Source organism: Capnocytophaga bilenii, assembly GCF_017565765.1.
GTDB lineage: Bacteria > Bacteroidota > Bacteroidia > Flavobacteriales > Flavobacteriaceae > Capnocytophaga > Capnocytophaga bilenii.
Map to the genome: position 1 here is coordinate 63128 of NZ_JAGDYP010000008.1, position 25208 is coordinate 88335.

The window sequence follows — 25208 nt, forward strand, 5'->3', positions numbered from 1 at the left end:
GTTATTTATTTTTTTCGTTAGTAGTGTTTTTAGGCTTTGTCTCTATCAGTATAGCATATATTTCCACTGCAAATCCTAAAAGTACCAAAGTAGGTGCTAAGTGAATACGCCTAAAACTAAATACCGAAAAATCAAAAACAGCCGGATTATCACTTCCTCCACCGCTCATCAGTATAAAACCAAGTGCAATGATAGCAAAACCCAGCAACATAAAAAAATAATTCTTTTCTTTAAACAAAAGGGTTGAATGGTGTTTCATCATATACAATTTTACTATTTAATAATATAATTCGTTCGTGTTCAAGTTCAAAAAACGCTGAGTAGCAAAAAAAGTACTCCCCCAGCTAATGAGTATCCCCATTACAAAAACACCTATAAAAACTACTGTAAGCACTGTAGCATCAAGCAGTACAGCAAAATCAGGATATGATTTTATGATAGAGAAAAGTGCCAAACTAAAAAAAGTTATTGCTACAAAAGCACTAAATATCCCCAACTTCACATTCGTATAAATAAACGGACGGCGTATAAAACTACGCGTAGCCCCCACAAGTTGCATCGTCTTAATAATAAAACGCTTAGAGTAAATCGATAGCCTTATAGATGCATTAATTAGTAATACCGAAACAAACGTAAATAACACACTAAATACCAAAGTTATAAACCCTATCCTATTTACATTTTCGTGAATAAGAGCTACCAACGACTGGTCGTACACCACTTCCGATACAAAAGTGTGTTGTTCCAAATCTCGTTTTATTTCCTGCATCTTATCAGGATCAGCATATTCAGCCTTCAAGCTCAAGTCTATCGCATTCTGAAGCGGATTAGTGCCTATAAAAGTTACAAAATCTTCCCCTATATCTTTACTAAAAGTTTCAGCTGCTTCTTCTTTTGATATAAATTTAATAGACTTCACAAAAGGTGCTACCGATAGCGTTTTCTGTAATTGCGTAATATCCACATCTTTCGCTTTATCTTTTATCAGAATCGTAACCGTTACCTGCTCTTTAAAATGGTTGGCTAACTTTTTAGTACTAAGTACTAAAAACATAAAAAACGCCAACAAAAAGAGTACCAAAGTAATACTCACTATCACCGAAAAATACGAAGTAAGTAATCTGCGTTTATTAAATGATTCTATTGAACCCGACATCCTTTTTCCTATAAAAAATATTAGCAATAATGGCGCAAAAATACAACTATTTTTTTAATTACAAAAAAGGTGTCCACAAAAAATTTCTTTTTCACGAACACCTCTCTTGTCATTCTCTATCATTCACATTAGGCTTTAGCCGCTTTACGTCTCTTTTTCTCTGCCTCAAGTAGCATCAATTCCCTACCCGTTTGCCCTGCTACCGAAGTATTTTCTTCAGCACGTCTAATCAGGTATGGCATCACTTCACGAACAGGACCAAAAGGCAAGTATTTAGCTACGTTATAATGCTCTTTTGAAGCATTAAAGCTAATATGATCACTCATACCATACAATTGTGCCAACCATACTCGCTTATCGTTAGGTTTCAAACCTTTTTCTTTCATCAAATTCATTAGCAAAGCCGCACTCTTTTCATTGTGAGTACCCGCAAATAGCGAAATACGATCTATATGATCCAATATAAAGCGAAGCATTGCATCATAGTTATCATCTGTAGCCTGTTTGTTTGCACAAATAGGAGTTGGGTAGCCCATTTCAGCTGCACGTTCATTTTCTTTCTCCATATAAGCACCACGCACTATTTTCATACCTATATAGAAGTCATCTTTCACCGCACGTTCGTAAAGCGCTTTCAAGTAAGGCAACCTATCGTGGCGATACATTTGAAGAGTACCATATACAATAGGCTCTTTTTTGTTGTATTTGCGCATCATTTCTTCCACAAGGTCATCTGCAGCTGTTTGCATCCAGCTTTCCTCAGCATCCACCAAAATAGGAATATTATATTCATAAGCTTTCTTGCAAGCAGCATCAAAACGTTCCCTGATGCGTCCCCATTCTTTCTTCTCTCCTTCAGTCAATTCTTTCCCCTCTGTAACTTTTTGGAAAACTGCAAATCTACCAAATCCTGTAGGTTTGAAAACCACAATTGGAATACCATCATTGCGGTGTTTATTCCCAAAATCAATAGTTTCCATTGTCTTTTTAAATGTAGCTTCCAATGACGCTTCATCGTCCTTACCCTCTACTGAGTAGTCCAAAACAGAACCTACTCCTTTTTCGTGCATTTTCTTAATTACAGGCAAGCAATCTTGTTCCGAAATACCTCCGCAAAATTGGTTAAATACCGTGCTGCGAATCATCCCTTCTACAGGAAGATGTAATTTCAACGAAAAATTCGTCAAAGCTGTCCCCACATTGATAAGTGTATTATTGCCTATCATTTTAAATAGCCAATAAGCCCAGTTTAGTTCCGAATCGCTTTTAAGCTCAAAAGCTGTCTTAGTGTCATTAAATTGTGTACCCATTTTAGTTCTCAGTTATTTGTTATTAGTTTTTAGTTTTACACCTCTTTTGTGCCGCAAAGATAAACTATTTCTTTTAATTACGAAAATTTTTTAATATATTTTTCAATATATTTTTTTTCATTTCTTCTATTTTCATTCTCATAATAAATTGAAGTTTATCATATAGGCTTTTAAATATTATGCAATATCCTTCTAATAATTGTTAATAATATTTATTGCAGTATCAAAAAAAGCTACCCAAAAAAGAGTAATTACATTTTTTTGGTAGCTTTTTCTATATGTTAGCTACTCATTAGGCGTGAATAGCTCGGTTTTCTGTAGCTGCAAGGGCAGCCTCTTTTATAGCTTCTGTAAAAGTAGGGTGTGCGTGACATATACGCGCTATATCTTCAGCACTTGCTTTAAACTCCATAGCAGTAACAGCTTCTGCTATCATATCCGCTGCACGAGCTCCTATTATATGAACGCCCAGCACCTCATCAGTTGTTTTATCTGCCAATATCTTTACAAAACCATCAGTATCCATACTTGCACGGGCACGCCCCAACGCACGAAAAGCAAACTGTCCTACCTTATAAGCTGTATTCTCTGCTTTCAATTGTTCTTCTGTTTTGCCCACCGATGCTACTTCTGGCCAAGTATATACTACCCCTGGGATAAGATTGTAATCCACGTGAGGCTTTTGTCCTGCCAATTGTTCCACTACCACCACACCTTCTTCTTCTGCTTTATGTGCAAGCATCGCACCTCGCACTACATCGCCTATAGCATAAATATGAGGCACATTTGTTTGTAAGTGGTCATTCACCACTACCCTACCTCGCTCATCTTTTTGTACTCCTGCAGCTTCAAGGTTTAGCCCCTCCGTATAAGGTCGCCTACCTACTGCTACCAAGCAATAGTCTCCTTCAAGTACAAGCTCCTCACCCTTAGGTGTATTCGCTTTCACAACCACCATATTACCATCTCGAGTTACTTCTTTCACCTGATGGCTTGTATAGAATGTAAAACCTTGTTTTTTCAGTACCTTGGTAAGCTCTCGTCCTAAGCCTTTGTCCATTGTTGGAATAATACTATCAGCGTATTCCACCACCGAAACTTTAGCCCCCAAACGATTGTACACTTGTCCCAATTCCAATCCTATAACGCCACCTCCTATTACTATCAAATGTTTAGGTACTTCTTTTAGCTTCAAAGCCTCTGTTGATGTAATTATTCGTTCCTTATCAATTTTTATAAAAGGTAAAGAAGCTGGTTTTGAGCCTGTAGCTATAATAGTATGCTTCGCTTCAATTACTTCTGCTTCCCCTTCCTTAGGAGTGATTTTTATTTGAGTAGGCGATACAAAACTCCCTACACCAGTAAAAACATCTACTTTGTTTTTCTCCATCAAAAACTTCACACCACCACAAGTTTGTTCCACCACAGCAGCCTTCCTCGCAACCATTTTTTCAATATCCAACTTCACTTCACCTGTAAGTTCAATTCCGTGATCTGTAAGATGTTTCATCACATCTTCATAGTGATGAGATGAGTCCAACAAAGCTTTAGAAGGAATACACCCCACATTCAAGCAAGTCCCTCCCAAAGTATCATACTTCTCTATAAGGGCGGTCTTAAAGCCCAATTGTCCCGAACGAATTGCCGCTACATAACCTCCAGGACCTGAACCAATAATAACTACATCATACATTTTCATATCGTATTGATTATTAATTATGTTTTTCTTTAAGTTAATTTATACATTCCGTTTTATTGCGCAAATGTATAACTTATTATTGAATTTTGCAAATATTTAATTCTTTTTTTTTCGTTTTTTATTTTTTATTCCTTAAAAAAAGAGATTTGAGAAAGTTACCTCTCTCAAATCTCTCATTATTAACATTTAAAAAATCTTAATTATTTATCATTTATGCTACTTCTGCTACGGACTCTGCCTCGTCTTTCACGGTATCATAAATAATAGGGGCTGCCACAAATATAGATGAATAAGTACCTACAAATACACCTATAATCATTGCAAACATAAAGCCTCTAAGTGTTTCTCCACCAAAAATAAAGATGGTAACCAATACCGCCAAAGTAGTAAATGAAGTATTCAATGTACGACTAAGGGTTGTGTTAAGAGCGTGGTTAATCTTCTCACGTGACCAATGTGGCTCACGCATCACCTCTCTTATACGGTCGTAAATAATCACCGTATCGTTCAGTGAGTAACCCACTACCGTCAATATCGCTGCTATAAACGCTTGGTCAATCTCCATATTGAAAGGCATAATACTATAAGTAAGTGAGTAAATACCAAGTACCATTAGCACGTCGTGTGCCGATGACACTATCGCACCCATCGAGAATTGCCATTTGTGGAAACGGAACAATATATACAAGCCTATTACAATTAGCGAACCTATTACCGACCAAAATGCACTGCTCTTAATATCCTCAGCTATCGTAGGCCCCACTTTCATAGATTGCATAATACCCACTTTATCAGTAGAACTCGCTTGTGCAAAACTTTCGTAAGTTGTTCCTTCAGGAAGGTATGATTGCAACCCTTTATACAACAATTCTTGTATTTCGTTATCCACTTCAGTACTTTCTTCTTGCACTTTATATTTTGTAGATATCTTCACTTGGTTAGGCGAACCAAAAGTTTTTACCTCTACAGTTCCCAAAGTAGTTTGTAATGATTGTGCAATCTGTGTAGGCTCTACTTCGTGTTGGAAACGTACCTGATAGGTTCTACCTCCCACAAAATCAATACCTTGGTCAAGTCCTCTTGTAAAGAGTGAAATTATACCTATTATCGAAAGACTTATTGAAATAGCATATCCCACTTTACGTTTGCCTATAAAGTTCAAATTTACATTCCTAAACCAGTTTTTGGTGATTGGAGTAGTAAAATAAAGTGGATGACGTTTCTCTACGCTATAATCAATAAGCAAACGTGTGATAAATATAGCTGTAAATAGAGTTGTCAAAATACCTATGATAAGTGTTGTAGCAAAACCTTGAATAGGACCACTACCAAAGAACAACAAAATCAACGCTGTAAGTCCTGTAGTAATATTAGAGTCTAAGATTGATGATAAAGCGTGTTTAAAACCATCTATTACTGCTTGGTCTACACTCTTTCCTTTTACAAGTTCCTCTTTCGACCGCTCAAAGATAAGCACGTTCGCATCCACTGCCATACCTATAGTAAGCACGATACCCGCAATACCTGGCAAGGTAAGTACCGCACCTATACTTGCCAACACTCCAAATATAAGAAGTATATTTACAAGTAATGCCACATCTGCATAAATACCTGCTCGTCCATAGTAGAAAATCATCCAAGCAAAAATAAATACTGTTGCTATCAAGAATGAGTTCATACCACTATCAATGGCTTCTTGTCCTAATGAAGGCCCTACTACTTCCGATTGTACTATGTTAGCTCCTGCAGGCAGTTTACCAGCTCGCAACACATTTGCAAGGTCTATCGCTTCATTCAAAGTAAAGTTACCTGTAATTTCTGAACGACCTCCCGAAATCGCACCTGTAGTAACCCCTGGTGCCGAATATACAGTATTGTCAAGTACAATAGCTATATTACCTCGTTCCGTAAATGCCTTACCTGTAAGTGCTTCCCAAATACGAGCGCCTTTTCCGTCCATTTGCATAGAAACTGCAGGCTTGCTATGCATATCATAGGTTTGGTCTGCTTGAGTGATCACACCTCCTGTTAGTGGCGCAGTGTTATCTCGGTTTCCTTTTAGTGCATAAAGTTCAACAAATGATGTTTTCTTTTCTGGTTTTCCCCATACAAATTTAGCGTATTGCAATTCCGCAGGCAACAAACGTTTAGCCTCGTTAGAACGCAAATAGCTGTTTATTTGCATAGTATCTTTTAAAGTTGCTGTAAAAATTACAGGCGAACCTTCATAAGTTTTTACTGGTTGCAACAAATCAAACAACGGATTTACTTTCCCTTGTTGTACAGAGTCCTTCTTCACATCTGTAAGTAGTGAGTCTATAGCACTATTAGCCGAAAGTGTATCTGCTGCAGCTGTTGTAGCTGTTGTTTTTACAGTACTCTTAAGCTGCTCATTAAGTGCCTGCATATAAGGAATTACCTCTGTATTTTTAAATGTTTCCCAAAACTCAAGTTGGGCTGTACTTTGCAAAAGCGACTTTACACGATCTATATCTTTAGCTCCAGGCAATTCTATTAGAATACGACCAGAAGCCCCCAATCGTTGAATATTAGGTTGTGATACTCCAAATTTATCAATACGTTTGCGCAATACCTCAAATGCCGATACGATAGATTCGTCCACTTTCTTCCTAATAATAGGACGCACTTCGCTATCGCTCATCTGAAAATTAATCTGATCACTAAGCGTTTTATTAGCAAATACATCTGGTGATGCTAATTTCCCCCCATTCTTTTCGTACGCTTCAAAAAACAAATCCAAATATGTCTTATCTGTCTTGCGTAACTGAACATCAGCATCTGCCAATGATTTATTAAATATCGGGTCTTTAGAATTGTTAGCAAGACCTTTTAATATGTCATGCACAGAAATCTGAAGTATCACATTGATACCCCCTTTAAGGTCAAGACCTCTGTTCAATTCTTTTTCCTTTACTTCCGCAAAAGTAAATTTAGCAATACCGATGTTATACACATCTTTACCTAACATAGAGTCTAAATACTTAGCTTCTACAGCTTCCCGCTTCCCAACGTAATCCTGCTGAGTATTAGGTACTTTTGCCTCAGCAAACGCCTTAGCTTCATCTTCTACTCTACCCGCTACATACGTAAATGAGAGCTGGTAGATACTTACAAGCCCAAACAGCAGTGTAAATAGTTTTATAAGTCCCTTGTTTTGCATTTTTTAAATTAATTACTAAACTTTTTAATCTTCAAACCGCAAAGATATACATTTTATAAAGAATACAAAAAACATTCGTAAAAAAAAACTATATTTTTTGTAATATTTTTTCTTTTTTGCCTGAAAATCAAAGATATAATAAAATTACTTTTTTCTTATAACTGATAGGTAGTCCCTTCTTTACCATCTTTTAGCTGAATACCAAGTGCTAAAAGCGCATCGCGTATTTTGTCTGAAAGTGCAAAGTCTTTATTAGCTCGTGCCTCCATTCGCATACCGATAAGTAATTGCAACACTCCATCCAGCTTGTCGTTATTACTGCTCACTTGTTCTTCACTTTGTAAGCCCAATACCTCAAATACAAAAGAGTTTATCAAGCTTTTCAGCGTTTCCAATTCTGCTACTGAAATCTTCTCTTCTCCATTTTTCACTTGGAAAATCCATTTTACAGCTTCAAAAATATGTGCTATGAGAATTGGTGAGTTAAAATCGTCCAAAAGCGCATCATAACACTTCTGTTTCCATTCTGTTATAGGTAGTGAAGTAGGTTGTTGTACATCTGTAGTAAGCTCATTTACTATTTTCACTGCCTCCATTAGCCTATTAAATCCTTTCTCAGCAGCAAGCATCGCCTCGTTAGATATATCTAATACACTGCGGTAATGTGCCTGCATAAAGCAAAAACGAATAATTGCTGGGGCAAAAGGTTTCTCAAAAAAAGTATTATCTCCAGTAACCAATTGCATCGGTAGTATATAGTTCCCTGTTGATTTACTCATACGTTGTCCATTCATCGTCAGCATATTAGCGTGCATCCAATAGCGTACGGGGCTTTCTCCGTGTCCTGCCTTCCCTTGTGCTATTTCACACTCGTGGTGCGGAAACTTCAAGTCCATTCCCCCTCCGTGAATATCAAATTGGTTGCCAAGATATTTAGTGCTCATCACCGTACATTCAAGGTGCCAACCTGGGAAACCATCGCCCCAAGGTGATGCCCAGCGCATAATATGAGCAGGCGATGCCTTTTTCCAAAGTGCAAAATCCTGTGGGTTGCGCTTCTCACCTTGCCCGTCCAAATCACGAGTATTAGCAAAAAGCTCTTCTATGTTCCTACGCGAAAGCTCTCCGTAGTTCAGCCCGCGTTTGTTGTATTCCAATACATCAAAATACACCGACCCGTTACTTTCATACGCAAAACCATCTTTCAAAAGTTTCTCTGTAAGCTGTATTTGTTCCAAAATATGCCCCGTAGCCGTAGGCTCAATGGTAGGCGGCAAAAGGTTAAACACTTCCAACACTTTATGAAAATCAACCGTATATTTTTGTACAATCTCCATAGGCTCAAGTTTTTCAAGCCTTGATTGCTTTACAAAGCGATCGTTATTCACATCTCCATCATCGGTAAGGTGTCCCGCATCGGTAATGTTCCTAACGTAACGCACTTTATATCCCAAAAATTTAAGCGTTCTATAAATAAAATCAAACGACATAAAGGTACGCACATTCCCTAAATGAACATTGCTATACACTGTAGGCCCACAAACATACATTCCCACATTATGCTCGTGCAGAGGTACAAACACCTCTTTCTCACCCGTCAATGAATTAAATATTTTTAATTGATATTCCATCGCTTATATTATATATTTTTGTTAGTAATTTCTTATTTTGCTATTTTTTATTTGTCCTCAAGTAATACTTCTCTTATTTTATAACGCTCCTCATTGTTTTTTGTCCTAAGAATCATCTCACCCAAAAAGCCTGCTATAAAAAACTGCGTTCCTATAACCATTGTTACTAAAGCAATATAAAATTCAGGACGATTGGCAATCAGTCGCCCATTGGTGTTAATAAAAAGTTTATCCATTCCCAAATAAGCAGCAAACAAAAAGCCTATAAAAAACATCAGTACGCCAAGTGCCCCAAAAAAATGCATCGGTCGCTTGCCAAAATGCGATAAAAAGCTAATTGTAATAAGGTCTAAAAAACCATTGATAAAACGGCTCATCCCAAATTTAGTAACTCCGTATTTGCGTGCTTGGTGTTGTACCACCTTTTCAGTAATACGCCCAAAACCTACATTTTTTGCCAATACAGGTATATAACGATGCATCTCACCCGATACATCTATATTTTTCACCACCTCATTCTTATAAGCCTTTAGTCCACAATTAAAATCGTGAAGCTGAAGCCCCGATGTTTTCCTCGCTGCCCAATTAAATAGTTTTGAGGGTAAATTTTTAGCCAATACCGAATCGTAACGTTTCTTCTTCCAGCCCGATACCAAATCATATCCCTCTTCAGTAATCATTTTATACAAAGAAGGTATCTCATCAGGACTATCCTGCAAATCAGCATCCATAGTAATAACTACCTCGCCTTTTGCTTGCTTAAACCCCGCATTAAGTGCTTGCGATTTGCCATAGTTGCGCAAAAAACGAATCCCCTGCACCCTTTTATCTGCTGCCGATAAGCCTTTTATTACCTGCCACGAACCGTCACTACTACCATCATCTACAAAAAGAATTTCATAGGTATAACTATGCGCTGTAAGCACTTTAGTAAGCCACTGATACAATTCAGGCAATGATTCTTGCTCATTAAGGAGCGGTATAACTACTGATATATCCACAATTTTTCGTTTAAGGCGCAAATATAAAAAATATTTGCTAAATAAAACTCCTTTTTTATCACCAATATTTAAAAAATATTAACCTCAAATTCTAATAAAATACCAAACTGTTGTTGCACTTGTTCTCTAACGTAATGCGCCACAGCCAATACCTCCTTGCCTGTAGCCTTACCGTAATTTACAAGCACTAAGGCTTGTTCAGTATGTACCCCCGCATCACCTTTGCGATATCCTTTCAGTCCGCAAGTATCTATAAGCCAGCCTGCGGGTACTTTCACTTGTTGTTCATCAATAGGATAATGAGGTATAGCAGAATATTTTTGCTGAAGTGCCACAAACGCCTCTTTGCTAATAATCGGATTTTTAAAAAAACTACCACTATTGCCTATCTGCGCAGGATTAGGCAATTTGCGCTCGCGTATAGCTATCACTGCTTTTGCAACATCAGAAGGCGTTGGTTGGGTAATTCCCTCTTGCTGAAGTTGTTGCTCTATAGCCCCATAAGTTGTGTGTAACCTATGATTTTTTTTCGTAAGTTTAAAGGTAACCGCTGTAATGATGTAATTCCCCTTTTCTTTCCCTTTAAACACCGATTCCCGATAACCAAAAGCACATTCTTCATTAGTGAAAACTCGTTTCTGCAAAGTGTGAATATTAATAGCCTCACAACTTTCCATCACATCTTTAATTTCCACCCCATAAGCCCCTATATTCTGTACAGGAGTAGTCCCCACATTGCCATAAATAAGTGCCAAGTTTTCAAGCCCTCCATAGCCCTGTTGCAAAGTGTATAACACAAACTGGTGCCAATTTTCACCAGCTTGTGCTTTCAGCCAAATGTGCGTGTCGGTTTCTTTTACTTTTTCAATACCTTTTAGTAATATATGAAAAACAGGTGCTTTAATATCCTGAGTAAGCAACATATTGCTCCCGCCACCCAAAACAAACGGATTTTTATATTGTTGTAGCGCAGCCAAAAGTGTTGCTTCAGAATCTATAGAAAGAAGAATATCCGCCTCAGCTGCTATATTAAAAGTATTCGGAATAAGCATTACAAATATGATTGATAAGGCAATATATTAAAGTCCCAAAGTGCTCATTAGTTGTGCCATTTTTTCAGTATCACTCGGCATTGGAGCATTGATAGATACAATTTTCCCGTCTTTATCTACAGCCATAAAGCGTGGTATATTCCTCAAGTCATACAAATTATTAAATAATTTTTTCACTTCAGGACTCGCATATAAGTGAACCCCACTCAGCTTTTTCTCTTTCACCATCGCCTTCCACGCCTCTTTATCTCGGTCTACCGAAATACTTACAAAAGTGATTGGCTTCCCTTTATACGCTTGTTGCAACTCCTCTAAGGCAGGCAATTGTTTTCTACAATCAGGACAATAAGTAGCCCATATATCTATAAAAATAGCTTTCCCTTCTAAGTTCAGCTGTTTATAGCTTACAGGTTTATCATTTATATCTACAACCCCTTCAAAAGGAGGAAAAGGCTGTCCCGCCTTTAGTCTATTTAGCTCACTAATAACATAGTCCAACATATCTTTTTGTTGAAGTTCAGCATCTTTTGTATTTTCTTTCAATAAAGCTATCAACGCCTCATTAGTTTCTTCCGATGAAATAGGCGAAATACCCTCCAATAGATCAAAAGCAAGGTTTTTTTTGATATTTTCTGACTTCAAAGTATTGAAATCAGCCAAAATTTTACCCCAAGGGTCATTAAACTCATATTTTCTTAAGTAAGTCCTAATCTTTTCTTTAAAAAGATTTGATACCAAGTCCTTATATGACGGATAAGCATCAAAATCCGCTGCGTTATCAGTATCTACTTTGCTGAGTTCTTCCTCTATTTTTTTGAATATAGGTGCATCTTCTTCAGCATAATCTAGGTGCTTTAAATAATATTCCGATTTAAAGTACAGCAAATAATAAGCATTATTTTTCTTTTCATTAGCTACAAAGTCTGCTGGTAAGTTTTTAGTGTTTGCCAGCAAGCTATCGTATTTTTTTTCAAAATCTCCTATAGTTTTTGCAAACTCAGCAGGTTCCATTTCCAAAAGAGGAGTAACTGATAAAGAGCTTAAATCACCTTTCTCTTGATAAGAAGGTACATTCATACTCGTTCTTGCTTGCTGATATGCTTTAATAGCCTCCTCAGGGTTATTACAAGCTACAACCCCCAATAAAACAAGTGAAATGACAAATATTTTCTTCATAGTAAAAAAGATTATTAAATAATGACAAAGGTACAACTTTTTTTTATTTGTACAACCAATTTTCACAAATTTGTTACCAACGCCAATTCAACCCATAAGTTTTATTTTTTATAATTACCATTCATCATCTTCAGATATATAAAAACTACCATTGCAAAACCATTCGTTACGTTCTCCTACTTTTAGGTGAGCATTTATATCTGTTTTTTCTTGATTCACTTCTACAATAAGTTCTCCTGCCTTATCTTCTTGCCCCTTAAATGCTTTCTCAAAAACATCCATTGCTTCTTTTACATTGAACTTGATAGAAGCTTTATAAATAATGCCTTTTTCATCATAAAATTTAATATATACAACAAAGGGTACTGACCTTTGAGCAATGGTTGTGTATCGAAATTTTTCAGGGATACTATATTTTTCTATTTGATTTTCACCCCATATTCTTTCACCAAATAATTCTTCTATTTCACGATTAAGACCTTGGTAATAATAAGAGTGAATGAATTTTGTTCTGTCTTTGGTAATAAGAGTCATTTTCCAAGGATAACGTTTTCTAAAGGTATCCCATATTCCATAAGGAATCTTAAGAATATCATCTTCTTTAACAGAACTTTCAGTAACAGGTGTACCGCATTCATTGTGTTTCATCAATATTTTCTTCTTAGGCATACCTAATTTTATAGCATAATCTCTATTTTCTATAGTATGCTCATCCAAGACAACATCTCCTGTTCTTTTATAATATTGACTTGCTTCTTCTTTAGTTACAAAATGAATATCTTTTGTCTTTTTTGCTTGGTAACGCCCTACTTCTACAACCCTACCATAGTTGTGTAACCAAACAAAAACTACTCCTCCTGGAGCTAAACCTACAGATATATTATACTCTTCTATTTTTGGAGCAGTATCATTCTCATTAAGAGAAAGAGTATACACCTTATCTTTTAAAAGTTCTGCTATCTTAACGCTGTCTAAAGGTTGATCTTCTAAGAGATATTCACATTTTTCTACATACGAAAGCCAAGAAACATCCAAGTGAGTAGGGATATCTTTAGCTTCACCTTCTTCGGCATTTTTAAAAAGACCTGGTGTTCCATTACTTATTGAAAAAAGGGGAAAAGGACAATCGTTTTCAAATATAAAATTTGAACTTGTTCCAAATTTACTAGCTCCATCTTTTCCATATACTACCCCGCGATAAGTTCTTATAGGGTAGCCCGCTACAGGTTTCACATAAGCGACCCAATGATATTCTTTATTCATATTTTCTTTTTCCTTTACTTTACAAAAAGTTAATGATAAAAGTAAAACTAATATGGTTATAATTAGATTTTTCATAAAAACAGATTAATAACATGTTCAACTCTCTACTAATATTTTCCTATAATTTTGTGGTTTAAAGGTACTATTTTTAAGACAATCATAAAAAGTTATAAAGCATCAAGTTGTTAATGAACTATTGACATTATATTTGAATAATTTATTAAACACTCATAACAAACATACGATTTCGTATCTAGAATCTGAATTAAGCGATATGAATTTGAAAGCCCATTCCAGCCCATAGGTTGATTTACAAATAATATGAGATTATCTTTTTGATAAACTTCAGCATTTTCACCATAATCTATAGCTATTTTATCAAAGTCTACAGGTAAGCTATCTATGAGAATTCTACTAATTTTTATAGTGTTATCATTAATTGTATAGTGTCTCTCATTTGATTTATAATCTAATGCTCTTAATCCTTGTATGAATTTTATCTTATTATTTCCAATAATAAATGTTTCAGAATAAGGATTTTTCTTATCTGTTGCCCAAGGAATAATACTGTCTACTGCTATTTTTTTGAATTGATTGAGATATTTATCTATAGCATCATTCCCTACTAATGATGTTATAGAAACTGTATCTATTATAGATGTTTTATGGATAGAATGGTCATTATTATTTTGTGGTCTCTTATTCGTATAATTACAAGAAAAGAACACAAAAAGAAGAAAACTTATCAGAATTATTTTTTTTCGTACCATCTTATTATAGTCTATAAAATTAAAACTTATGTAATTTCAATTCAGAAAAAGGTATTTCCTCTATCTTTGAAAGAGATAGTTTATTATTCTTATATTCAAGATAGATATAATAGTGATAGTTCCCCACAGGTGAATGAGAGAAATTTGTTAGATCTAACTTTAAAAGCGTTTTGTCTTTACGTTTTTGATACTTAATTTGCATAGGAACACAATGATAAATAGTCCTTATGTGTGTAGTATCTAAAATGACAAAATGGTTATTAAATTGAATTTTTGCTCTCTTTCTACCTAACTTTAAAAGCTCTTCTTTAAGATTTGCATCAAGGAGAGCAAAGGGAGAAGATTTCTCATTGAAATAGTCATTATCTTCTGCCATAAAAAGTTTTATTTTATCTTTAAAGAAAGTTTCTTCAAGCACATAATACCTATTACACAACTTTGTACTATCTTCTCTACAGTCAAAATTACCATTTTTAGAAAGAATTTCTATAAAATAATAATTATCATCCACTCTTCTAATACTATTTTGTGCACAGCAAGAGAATGCTATGAGCAGGGAAATAGTTAAAAACAGGTTATTTTTCATATCCAATAAAGTATTTTTGTTTTAGATGCAAAGATAATAAAAAGCAGTAAAGAACCTAATGAGAAACAAAAAATATTTTGCATATCGCTTTGTATATTAGGTATAACCAATTCTATAATATAGGAAGAAGTCCTTCTTTTTTACGCCTTATATTATCCATTTTGTCGCTTTCTTCACGTAGATTATCTATGTGCTGATAAGTGAATTTATCCAATGAAAAATTCTTGTATTTATAAGTCTTTTCATATTGATGATGTCCCCACGATTCTATATGAATGCTGTCTATACAATATTGAGAATTTACATAGATTTTTGAACCAAAATAATTATTACCAGACATATCTACATTTATTATAAATCCATTTTCATAAGTTGATAATGAATGAACACTATGATAACCAACAGAATATAAAACTTGTTTATAGATTTTATACTTAGCTTCATCATTGTCTTTTTTCGCCAAAAGTAACCATTCATACTCTCTGTTAGGAAGGCAATTTGTCGCTCCAAGTGTAGAATAATAAGGTCTTAATATAGCGATGCTATCATTATTGGGAGTTTTTATAGCTTCATCAATTTCATAAAAAGTAGAGATATAAAGATTAAATCTTTTTTGGTAATTAGAATACCTGTGAAAATCTTCCTTACAATCATAATCTTTTGGAGTTATAATCGTATCGTATTTATCGTTTGATTTAACTTTTTGAGTTGCAAGAATAAGGTTCTTGTGAGTGTTGTTATCTAATTTTATTGAATTCTTTTTGCTTATAAAAATAATAGCCAAAACTATAAAAGCAATACTTACTAATATATAAAAAATCTTTTTCATAAATTTATAGTTAAACGAAAATAGATTTCGAATAAATAGGCTTGTTTTTTAGGAGGCGTTTGCAAAACGCCCCTACATAACGCACTTCAAAAATTATTGATAATCAGAGTAGTCAACTTTGGCAAAGTGTGAAACTTTGCCAAAGTGTATACACCACGCACTGTAAAAGCAATTGATTATCGGGGTGTGGCGATGTGGATTTAGTATAACCAATTCTATAATATAGGGGAAAGTCCTTCTTTTTTACGCCTTATATTATCCATTTTGTCGTTTTTTTTACGTAGATTATTAATGTGATGATAGGTGAATTTATCCAATGAAAAATTCTTGTATTTATAAGTTTTTTCATATTGATGATGTCCCCACGATTCAATATGAATACTGTCTATACAATATTGAGAATTTACATAAGTATCCGACCGAAAACCACTAACGCCAGACATATAAACTTCTATTACAAATCCCTCTTTATATTTAGATATTTTTTGATATATATCAGGATATAAGACATCATTGTAGATTTTTGTTTTATTTTGGTTTTTTATGTTCTTACGCTGTATAATAAGTAATTTTTTGTGGATTTTCTCAGGGTAACAATCTCCCCAACCTTCAATATAAAAAGGGGTTAATGTGGCTAAACTATCATTGTTAAATAATACATTCTCATCTCCTATAATGTAAAATTTAGAAATATGATAATTATAACGCTTTTCATATTGCTTTACATCATAGTTGCAATTATATTTAAAAATATCCTTAGGAGCAAAAATAGTATCTATATTTTCGATTTTTGCTCTTTTGTTTAATTCCTTATCAAATTTGATAGGATAAATGCCCTTAAAAAAAGCAGATATCATAAAGAAATAAAAAACAAATTTAATTAGAAGATTTATCATCTTTATAAGGTTTTTAGAGTTATACTTCTTGATTTGTAGTTAAACGAAAATAGATTTCGAATAAATAGGCTTGTTTTTAGGGGGGCGTTTGCAAAACGCCCATACACAACGCACTTTAAAAACGATTGATTATCAGAGTGTAGCAATATGAATTTAGTATAACCAATTCTATAATATAAGTATTACCACTGGGGTCTTCTATCTCAGTAATAATACTCCTGATATTGTTAGAAATTTGTTAGAATGTTACATCTTCAAAAGTTGAACTTTTTTCTATAAAAGTAACTGTATTATTTCCCATATTTGTACTTTTTAAATGCGTTTTTTCAAAACTATTATCTAAGGATATTGTTTTTTGGGTCTCTTCCATAGATTTAACATTCGCTTCTGTAATTGAAAAAGAGAAACTATTAGGATTTGTAGATAAACGCTCTTTAAAAAAAGATATATCAGCGTAATTTTCGCCTTTTTTGTATGCTTTTTTTGTGATACTTACTATTCCTTTTTCATCATAAATATAGAAAACTAACCACTTTTCAAAGCCGTCGGCTTGTTGTTTTTGTGTAACTAAAACAGCTTTTAATATTTTGTAGTTGAATCTATATTTACTTTTCGAGCTTACTAAAAATAAATCTTCTAAGAGGAAATAATCCCCTAAACAATCATCTAAGAAATCTAATATTTCACTAATATCTTTTTGCTCTAAAATTTTAGTTTTCAGAAAATTATAGTATTGCTTTTCCAAAAAATATACGTCTTTTTTGTTTACTTCTATTTTATATTTCGAATCAAAGAATTTTAGATTTAATGTTGAGTCATCAACAAATAATGTGGCATTATTATTTTTGGTTATTAGATGTAATTTACAAGAATTATAACTACTTGCATCAGTATAAGCATCATACGACAACGCCTCTTTCCCCTTTTCATATACAAATTGATGAAAAATGGGGAAAGCTACACTATCTTGAGGAATATTATTTTCCCCTTCTATAGTATATTTATCATAAAGCATCCTAAAACGTAATTCTTCCTTTTGAGAATATGCATAAAAGCAACTCAACAATAGTATAAAATATAATTTTTTCATTCCTTTATTTTTTTGATAATTTCCAAAAAATGCCCCCTGCTGGCGCAAGCTTATAGCTCGTGCCTACTATAATAAGAGCGTGTCGCTCATTCCTTATCAATTACTTCCCCCCTTACTTGCGTAAATAATGTTTAAACTCACTTGTTAATTTTTTCTCTTTAAGTAAAGATATCATTTCAAATTGAGCTTTAATTTCATTTTGAACCAAAGTTTTTTGAAAATCCTTCCTTTGATAAAATATCCTTATCTTCATCTTGTAGCATTATGAAGCTGTCCAAAAAGTCTTTAAAAGAACTACTACGGCATATCCCCCTTTCGAAGGAAGTCCGCGAGCTGGCACAGAGGAGTATGTGTTAAGATGGGTATGTTAATAATCAATTAGTTACAAAAATATTCTATTTATTAATAAGCTTGTTTTAAGCTAAAGGAAAACTTTTCGGATAGCCTCTTGTTTTTACAAAAATCCAAAGATTTTATAATTACCATATTTCATTATCTTCAAATATCCAAAACTCTCCATTACAAATCCATTCCTCACGTTCCCCTACTTTTAAACGAACATTGACATCTGTCTTTGTTTCATTGACTTCTATAATAAGTTCTCCTGCCTTATCTTCTTGTCCCTTAAATGCCTTTTCAAAAACATCCATTGCCTCCTTTATATTAAATTCAACACCTACCCTATAGATAACATCTTTTTCATCATAAAACTTAATATTCACCATAGTAGGTACTGCTCTTGGGGCAAGTAATGTATATCGAAATCTTTCAGGAATGTGATATTTTTCTATTTGATTCTCTTTCCAAGTGCGCTCTCCAAATAATGTTTCCAATTCACAGTTAAGCCCTGAGTAACGATAGGAGTGAATATACTTACTTTTATCTTTAGTAATAAGCGTCATCTTCCAAAGATAACGCTTGCGAAAGCTATCCCATAACCCATAAGGAATGTTACAAATATCTTCCATAGTAACAAGAGTATCTAATGCTTGAGGGGTACCCCACTGGGCATACTTCATTAGTATTTTGCTCTTAGGCATTCCTAACTCTATAGCATAATCTCTTTGTTCTATAGTATGCTCATCCAAAATAACATCTCCTGTTCTTTTATAATATTCGTCTGCTTCTTTTCGGGTTACAAAGTGAATATCTTTTGTTTTTTTGGCTTGGTAACGCCCTACTTCTACAACCCTACCATAGTTGTGTAACCAAACAAAAACCGCTCCTCCAGGAGCTAAACCAACGGAAATATTGTACTCCTCTATTTCAGGGGCAGTATTATCCTCCCTCATTGAGGCTTTGTAGACCTTCTCCTCTAATAATTGTGCTATCTTAACACTATCTAAAGGCTGGTCTTCTAAGAGATATTGACATTCTTCTACATACGAAAGCCAAGAAACATCTAAGTGAGTAGGGATACCTTTAGCTTCACCTTCTTCGGCATTTTTAAAAAGACCTGGTGCTCCATCTCTTATTGAAAAAAGAGGAAAAGGGCAATCGTTTTCAAATATAAAACTTGTACTCGATCCAAATTTACTAGCTCCATCTTTTCCATATACTACCCCACGATAAGTTACTATAGGGTAGCCCGCTACTGGTTTTACATAAGCCACCCAATGATATTTTTTATTCATATCTTCTTTTTCTTTACAAGAAGTTAATGATAAAAGTAAAACTAATAGAGTTATAATTATATTTTTCATCGCTGTTTTTTATATTTTCCAAATTCATCTAATTCTGACCAAGGCACTTCTTCTATCTTTGAGGAAATACACTTATTACCCTTAAATTCTAAGCTAATAAAATAATCATATTCACCTGCAGTTGCATAAGAAAAATTCTCTAATTGGATTCTTACAAAAATTTTATCTCCTTTCTTCTTATAAAGAATAAAGGTAGGAGTACAAGTTCTTATAGATTCCAATAATTTTACATTTAAAGGAATTTGTTGTCTATTAATTTCTATAATAGGATTTTGCTTCTCCAATTTTAAGAAATCCTTTCTGAACTGTTTGAGTTCTTTGTCAGTACTTGGTCTTCCTAAGAACTGTTCTAATACATTATCGCTCTTTATAAATACATTGATGCTATCTTTCCCCATTTTCATATAGGAAACATAATACACTACGCTATCTTGCTTTCCTATAATTCTACAATAATCAATGCGTTTTTCTATTGATGTTTGTGAAAACAAAGAAAATGTACTGATAAAAACGAATACTAATGTTGTGATTGTTCTCATATTCTTGTTAAAACTTATGTAATTTCAATTCAGAAAAAGGTATTTCCTCTATCTTTGAAAGAGATAGTTTATTATTCTTATATTCAAGATAGATGTAATAGTCATAATTCCCAAAAGTTGAATGAGAAACATTTGTAAATGCTATTTTTAAAAGCGTTTTGTCTTTACGTTTTTGATACTTAATTTGCATAGGAACACAACTATAAATAGTCTCTATGTGTGTAGTATCTAAAATAACAAAATGGTTATTAAATTGAATTTTTGCTCTCTTTCTACCTAACTTTAAAAGCTCTTCTTTAAGATTTGCATCAAGGAGAGCAAAGGGAGAAGATTTCTCATTGAAATAGTCATTATCTTCTGCCATAAAAAGTTTTATTTTATCTTTAAAGAAAGTTTCTTCAAGCACATAATACCTATTACACAACTTTGTACTATCTTCTCTACAGCCAAAATTACCATTCTCAGAAGGAATTTCTATAAAATAATAATTATCATCCACTCTTCTAATACTATTTTGTGCACAGCAAGAGAATGCTATGAGCAAAAAAAATGCTAAAAATATATTATTTTTCATCTTCTTTGTATTTATAAAAAATTGTTGAACCAAAACCTTTTAATTTAAGAGTTTGATAAAGTTAATTATACTGATAATCAAACACTTTTAGTTACATTGTAAGAAAAATTTGCAAATCGTCCTCACAAAACAAAACTTTTCAGACAACCTCTGATAAGGTTCCGTTATAAATTTAACATAAAAAAACACCTCCTCACTTAAGTTTCTTTAAATGAGAGGTGTTAAAATTAAAATAATACATTTAGCAAACTTACTGCTCTTGTTCTATTTTTCGTTGTTTTGATATGCCAATTCCTGCAGAAATAACAATACATAAACAAACAAATGCATTAATTGTCATACCTAAAAATGTTTTTTCATCTGTATTTGCTATTAAAAGGTAAGCAATACTCGCACCCATTGTAGCTAAAGCAACTACAAATATAACGCTCCTTACATCTCTTTTTAAAAAAGTTTCCATAGACATCTATTTTTAGTTAAAAAAGTGATAAAATCAAATATATTCATTATTATAAGATTTTAAGAGTTAAGTTTGTTTTTTCAATAAGACAAAATTATTTTTTTGTGAGAGAGTCTAATATTAGGGAGTTTGTGTGAGAGAATGGGTAATAACTTTATTGAAGTTATTATAAATATTTTCTAATGTTTCTTTGATTAGTCCATTTTTTGGATTAGATAATTCTTCTTGAAACTCAAACTCTAATTCTTTTTCTTTGCCTATCAAATTTATTAGTGTTTTTACTAAAGAGTTAAAATCTATATCCCCTTCTGTGGGGATACTAATACTTTCCAATGATAATTCATCATCATTTTGATTAAAATTAACATCTATTTTATCACCCAATATACTAAATAACAAACTCTTACCACTTGATCGACCTCCTATAATTACATTTAGGTTAGGACTAAATTCCAGTTCTACTTTATTAATTAGTTTATCTTCTTTAAAAGATATTTTCTCTATATAGTTATCAAATCTTTTTAACTCTTTAACCTCTGATTCTTTTCTAATTCTTGATTTAGGGTCTATAAAAGCAAAACGAACGGACTCAAACGAGAGTTGACTTTAATACAATAAAATTGGTGATTTTCATCAGTTTTATTAGTACAAGGGTATTTATTGCAATTATGATTGTCTGAAAAATTTATATAAGGTATATCATCTTTCTTCTGAAAATCCAATGTTTTTAGTCTGTCAAAACCTTCATTATATTTCTGATCTGTATGAATGTGTAAATCTACTTTAAACCAATCAGAATACTTTTTCATTTGCTTATTTTTTTGCAAAGATAGCATTTTATTTCAATAACACAAAATTATTTTTCTTTTTCAGTGAAGCTGTTTAAACTTTTTTCTATCTGAAAAGAAAGTTTCTTCAAGCACATAATACATATTACTTACTCATATTCATAGACAATGAATCTTCCTTTTAAATTGGAAGATGTTTTAATTTTTTTCTCCCCTTTGACAAATGAAAAATCACGGATAGTATCATTGTTATCTATGATATAGTGTTCATTTTTATCTAAACTAATATGATACAAGTACATTTCCTCTTCAAAAGGAAGAGTTTCTCCATAAATATTTTCTCTTTCATAAAGAACATATCCTTCTGAACCTGATCTAAAAAACCTTATCGGTTCCCCTTTTGCATTATATTCTATAACAATCTCTCCAAAATATTTTTGCCCCTCTAAGAGATATATTGTATTTTCTGAAAGATTCAGATTTTTTTCTTTATGTAATAATATATATTTCGCTCTTATATACTTAATTTGAGCAAAAACATCATCTTGATTACTCTGATTACTATACTTATTCCTACACATAATCAGACTAATGGCTAACAAAAATAATAAAAACTTTTTTTTCATTTTTTTATTTCCTTAAATTCTTCCCTCGAGGACAATTTACTGAACAACAAATTTTTACTCTAAAGAGCCCCTAAAAAATTGCACTTACTACTGGAACTTACAAGATGGTATGGTGAATCTATTAAGCAAAAAGAAAAGAAAATTAGATATGTCTTGCGTTCAAGTTCCTCAAAAAAAGTTTAAACACGTTACATTTTAAATATTTTTAGGTCTGTAGAAAAGATTGTAAAAATCTACTTGTTCATTATTTTCTATATCAAAGTAGATAAATGTGTCTTTTTCTTTTTTATAAGACAAGATTTTTTCTTCAGTATAGAGGTCTTCAAAATAAAAGGAAATCCTACCATATGAAATGCCCATATCTAAATAGAATGACTTTCTGTTTGTGTATTCTTCGTAGCCGACAGTTAATTCTCTAACATCAACTGCTCCATTAGTTTCAGTAGCGAAATAGATGTCATTTACATCATACAATTTGTTCACTCCTTTTTCTCTCTTGTAATTAGATATTTTACAAAAAGAAAGCTTTATAAAACCTCTTTGCTTGCTATTTTTTTGGTAAGTTCAAAAAAATAGGGTTTTCTATAATTATTGTGAAAGCATCAGTTTGATGATAAAAAGCCATTACTAATTGTTCTTCAAAGATGTGTTCTTCAAAAAATAGTTCTATAAATTCAACTTTTTTCATAGTGAAATATTCTAAAAAATTTCATTACAATCCATTATAAGGAATATGCGAATCAGGATCTGCTTTTGAAATTACATTACCTAATTCATCTAAGAATTCCCCTAATGGTACATTCAAACTACAAACGTAATTTTTTATTTTGTTGATTTTTGTTATTCAATAGATTAAATTTTACTTTGTTGTTAAGGATCTACAAATATACTTCTTTTGAACTCTTAAATATTTTTTAAAAAGAAACTAGTTTCTCTCCATTAATTTTTATTTCCTCCCCAATAAAAAGTTTATTTAAGAAAAAAATAGTTTCTTTTATTTCTTCTAAAGTGTAACTTGTATTTTTAGGAAGATCTAAAACAAAATTATTAAAGAGATACTGTGAGTAAGACCCCAATTTAGCTGAACAAGAAGCTTGTTTCTCATATTCTTTTTTACCATTCCATAAACCAATGCGAGTTCCAAACTCTTCATCTTCTTTATCTAATTTTTCTTTTAAAATATTTGTTATACATTCTTTGTTTATAAAAACTTCTTGTTTTAAAGAGCTTTGTAAATTATTTCCTAAGCAATAAAACTTGGAAAATATATCAGGAAATCTCATTGAAAGATGATCCAAAGAAGTAACCACCTTATCAGTAATACTTTCAATAGACTCTTTTCTTGCTCCCCATATAATACTTATTGACTCTATTTTTGCATATTTCATAGTATCGGCATTTTTTTATAAATTAATTCAATTCCTTTAGCGGAATGTATTTGCCTTTGAACCAGCTATAAAATCTCCATTCTTAACAAAATTTTTATATCCTTATTTAGCACTTACTACTCCATTAAAAACATTTTTTTATTTAGGTAGTTTAAAATCTTCAGCTAACTCACCTTCTTTCCATCGTTTCATCCTAAAAATAGAATCCCATTCGCCAAATTTTGGATAAGGCTCCCAATTACTCTCCACATTAACGGGAGAAGAAGCTACATATTTTTCTGTCATCCCTTCTCCTCTAACATCAAAAATTTTAGTAACTTCCATATAACCTTCTGGGGTAAAAGTATAAGATATATAGTCTTTATTTTCCCAATCATCATCCACCATTTTTTCTGGATAGATAAATACTTCTACTTCCACCAAGAATAAATTTCCTTTTTTAAAACGTTGTTTAATAGAATCTGTCTTATAGGTAGTATCATCACTTTGAAAAGAATACTGTAAATATACTCTATTGTGTTCGTCTATAAAACAAATAGTAAAGTACATACCTATTACTTCGGCATAAGCATAAAACTGATTGTTATGTTCTAATAAAGCTGTTATATTATACATTCTGGCTATTTCATCTGTTTTTTGTTCAAAGAGCTTAGGTGTCCTTAAAGAAAAGTTTTCTAACCTCATTTGTTCTACAAAATATTTATTTTGTTCATAAGCATATTTAGCCCATTTTTCTGTATTTTTTGTATTTTCAGCAAGTATTTGAGGTAATATTTTAAACTCTTTCCCTTTATAGAAATTTTTGTAATACGAACAAGTATCTTCCTCAGATTGTAATTCGTAGTATTCTCTATTCCAATTTTGATAGATAAATTTTAACTTTTGCATATTTTATTCTTAATTATTTCCACCCCCCCCCGCTGGCGCGAGCTTGCAGCTCGTGCCCAATTCAAAATTCAAAATTCTCTCACCTGTCCCATTCGTCCCACCCGTCCCACAATTCAAAATTCAGAATTCACAATTCATAATTTACCAATTCCCCTCGCACTATTTAGAGCACATTATAGGCTTAAAAAATGCTTATCTCTATGGTGGATAAAGAAAAATAGAGGGGCAGTTCTTTTGTATTGTATTGATTGTTAATGAAAAAAAAATTTAACAACACATCTGAAACATTACCCTTTTGTATAGAAAGACAATATATCACCATAATTATATATGTTACTTATGCGTTCTATAACTATGAAGTTGTTTATACTTTTTCCTACAATAAAGTAAAAGTTCCCGAAAATTAGTAATTTTGTGTTTGAAAAAAAAGAACACCAAAATTCAGGAACTTTGGGCAAAGATACAATAAATAATTAGATTATTCCCTTCTTAAGTGTAGGAAAGTAAAAATGGTAGTCATAAACGTTGTCGCCAAAAAGGAGAATCTGCAGGTTGGCTTGATAGATATAAAAGTTTGATAATGAGATATGAGTATCTTGATG

The 25208-nt window shown here is 32.8% G+C and carries 25 protein-coding genes; all 25 read right to left on the reverse strand.

Going from position 1 to position 25208, the window contains the following annotated elements; all coding sequences use genetic code 11:
• Window position 1 precedes the first annotated feature (1 nt).
• Window positions 2-259, reverse strand: a complete 258-nt coding sequence (locus J4N46_RS10205) for a DUF3098 domain-containing protein (protein ID WP_208059199.1) — start codon at window positions 257-259, stop codon at window positions 2-4.
• Between the two features lie 18 nt (window positions 260-277).
• Window positions 278-1156 (reverse strand): cell division protein FtsX, encoded by an 879-nt coding sequence (locus J4N46_RS10210; protein WP_034557645.1) that lies wholly within the window; start codon window positions 1154-1156, stop codon window positions 278-280.
• Window positions 1157-1284: 128 nt separating this feature from the next.
• Window positions 1285-2466, reverse strand: coding sequence for a proline dehydrogenase family protein (locus J4N46_RS10215; RefSeq protein WP_208059200.1), 1182 nt, complete (start codon window positions 2464-2466; stop codon window positions 1285-1287).
• Between the two features lie 292 nt (window positions 2467-2758).
• The gene (gene lpdA / locus J4N46_RS10220) at window positions 2759-4165 is read right to left on the reverse strand and encodes a dihydrolipoyl dehydrogenase (protein WP_208059201.1); all 1407 of its coding nucleotides are present in this window, start codon (window positions 4163-4165) and stop codon (window positions 2759-2761) included.
• Window positions 4166-4376: 211 nt separating this feature from the next.
• Window positions 4377-7346 carry a protein translocase subunit SecDF gene (gene secDF / locus J4N46_RS10225; protein WP_208059202.1) on the reverse strand — a complete coding sequence of 990 codons (2970 nt, stop codon included), beginning with the start codon at window positions 7344-7346 and terminating at the stop codon, window positions 4377-4379.
• 155 nt (window positions 7347-7501) lie between these two features.
• Window positions 7502-8977: a cysteine--tRNA ligase gene (gene cysS / locus J4N46_RS10230; RefSeq protein WP_208059203.1), complete on the reverse strand. Its 1476-nt coding sequence runs from the start codon at window positions 8975-8977 to the stop codon at window positions 7502-7504.
• Between the two features lie 47 nt (window positions 8978-9024).
• Entirely contained in the window at window positions 9025-9978 is a 954-nt protein-coding gene (locus J4N46_RS10235; protein WP_208059204.1) for a glycosyltransferase family 2 protein, read from the reverse strand.
• A gap of 68 nt (window positions 9979-10046) precedes the next feature.
• Complete coding sequence (gene murB, locus J4N46_RS10240; protein WP_208059205.1) at window positions 10047-11030, reverse strand: UDP-N-acetylmuramate dehydrogenase; 984 nt, start codon at window positions 11028-11030, stop codon at window positions 10047-10049.
• 27 nt (window positions 11031-11057) lie between these two features.
• Window positions 11058-12206 (reverse strand): TlpA family protein disulfide reductase, encoded by a 1149-nt coding sequence (locus J4N46_RS10245; protein WP_208059206.1) that lies wholly within the window; start codon window positions 12204-12206, stop codon window positions 11058-11060.
• 114 nt (window positions 12207-12320) lie between these two features.
• The gene (locus J4N46_RS12730; RefSeq protein ID WP_236013947.1) at window positions 12321-13544 is read right to left on the reverse strand and encodes a DUF2931 family protein; all 1224 of its coding nucleotides are present in this window, start codon (window positions 13542-13544) and stop codon (window positions 12321-12323) included.
• Between the two features lie 110 nt (window positions 13545-13654).
• The gene (locus J4N46_RS10255; RefSeq protein ID WP_009416701.1) at window positions 13655-14239 is read right to left on the reverse strand and encodes a hypothetical protein; all 585 of its coding nucleotides are present in this window, start codon (window positions 14237-14239) and stop codon (window positions 13655-13657) included.
• 19 nt (window positions 14240-14258) lie between these two features.
• Window positions 14259-14825 carry a hypothetical protein gene (locus J4N46_RS10260; RefSeq protein WP_208059207.1) on the reverse strand — a complete coding sequence of 189 codons (567 nt, stop codon included), beginning with the start codon at window positions 14823-14825 and terminating at the stop codon, window positions 14259-14261.
• A 112-nt stretch (window positions 14826-14937) separates the two neighbouring features.
• Entirely contained in the window at window positions 14938-15654 is a 717-nt protein-coding gene (locus J4N46_RS10265) for a hypothetical protein (protein ID WP_208059208.1), read from the reverse strand.
• Between the two features lie 215 nt (window positions 15655-15869).
• Window positions 15870-16550 (reverse strand): hypothetical protein, encoded by a 681-nt coding sequence (locus J4N46_RS10270; RefSeq protein WP_208059209.1) that lies wholly within the window; start codon window positions 16548-16550, stop codon window positions 15870-15872.
• A gap of 238 nt (window positions 16551-16788) precedes the next feature.
• Window positions 16789-17640, reverse strand: a complete 852-nt coding sequence (locus J4N46_RS10275) for a hypothetical protein (RefSeq protein ID WP_208059210.1) — start codon at window positions 17638-17640, stop codon at window positions 16789-16791.
• Window positions 17641-18119: 479 nt separating this feature from the next.
• Complete coding sequence (locus tag J4N46_RS12735) at window positions 18120-19343, reverse strand: DUF2931 family protein (RefSeq protein WP_236013949.1); 1224 nt, start codon at window positions 19341-19343, stop codon at window positions 18120-18122.
• Window positions 19340-19882: a hypothetical protein gene (locus tag J4N46_RS10285; protein WP_208059211.1), complete on the reverse strand. Its 543-nt coding sequence runs from the start codon at window positions 19880-19882 to the stop codon at window positions 19340-19342. The genes J4N46_RS12735 and J4N46_RS10285 overlap by 4 nt, the downstream gene beginning before the upstream one ends.
• A 7-nt stretch (window positions 19883-19889) precedes the next feature.
• The gene (locus J4N46_RS10290) at window positions 19890-20456 is read right to left on the reverse strand and encodes a hypothetical protein (RefSeq protein ID WP_208059212.1); all 567 of its coding nucleotides are present in this window, start codon (window positions 20454-20456) and stop codon (window positions 19890-19892) included.
• 250 nt (window positions 20457-20706) lie between these two features.
• Complete coding sequence (locus J4N46_RS10295) at window positions 20707-20916, reverse strand: hypothetical protein (protein ID WP_208059213.1); 210 nt, start codon at window positions 20914-20916, stop codon at window positions 20707-20709.
• 120 nt (window positions 20917-21036) lie between these two features.
• Window positions 21037-21300, reverse strand: coding sequence for a hypothetical protein (locus tag J4N46_RS10300; RefSeq protein ID WP_208059214.1), 264 nt, complete (start codon window positions 21298-21300; stop codon window positions 21037-21039).
• Between the two features lie 553 nt (window positions 21301-21853).
• Complete coding sequence (locus J4N46_RS10305) at window positions 21854-22330, reverse strand: hypothetical protein (protein ID WP_208059215.1); 477 nt, start codon at window positions 22328-22330, stop codon at window positions 21854-21856.
• A gap of 195 nt (window positions 22331-22525) precedes the next feature.
• Complete coding sequence (locus tag J4N46_RS10310) at window positions 22526-22813, reverse strand: hypothetical protein (protein WP_208059216.1); 288 nt, start codon at window positions 22811-22813, stop codon at window positions 22526-22528.
• Window positions 22814-22877: 64 nt separating this feature from the next.
• Window positions 22878-23018: a hypothetical protein gene (locus tag J4N46_RS10315; RefSeq protein WP_208059217.1), complete on the reverse strand. Its 141-nt coding sequence runs from the start codon at window positions 23016-23018 to the stop codon at window positions 22878-22880.
• A gap of 226 nt (window positions 23019-23244) precedes the next feature.
• A complete protein-coding gene (locus tag J4N46_RS10320) occupies window positions 23245-23718 on the reverse strand; it encodes an Imm52 family immunity protein (protein ID WP_208059218.1) in 474 nt (157 codons plus the stop codon).
• 138 nt (window positions 23719-23856) lie between these two features.
• Entirely contained in the window at window positions 23857-24606 is a 750-nt protein-coding gene (locus J4N46_RS10325; RefSeq protein ID WP_208059219.1) for a hypothetical protein, read from the reverse strand.
• Between the last annotated feature and the right edge of the window lie 602 nt (window positions 24607-25208).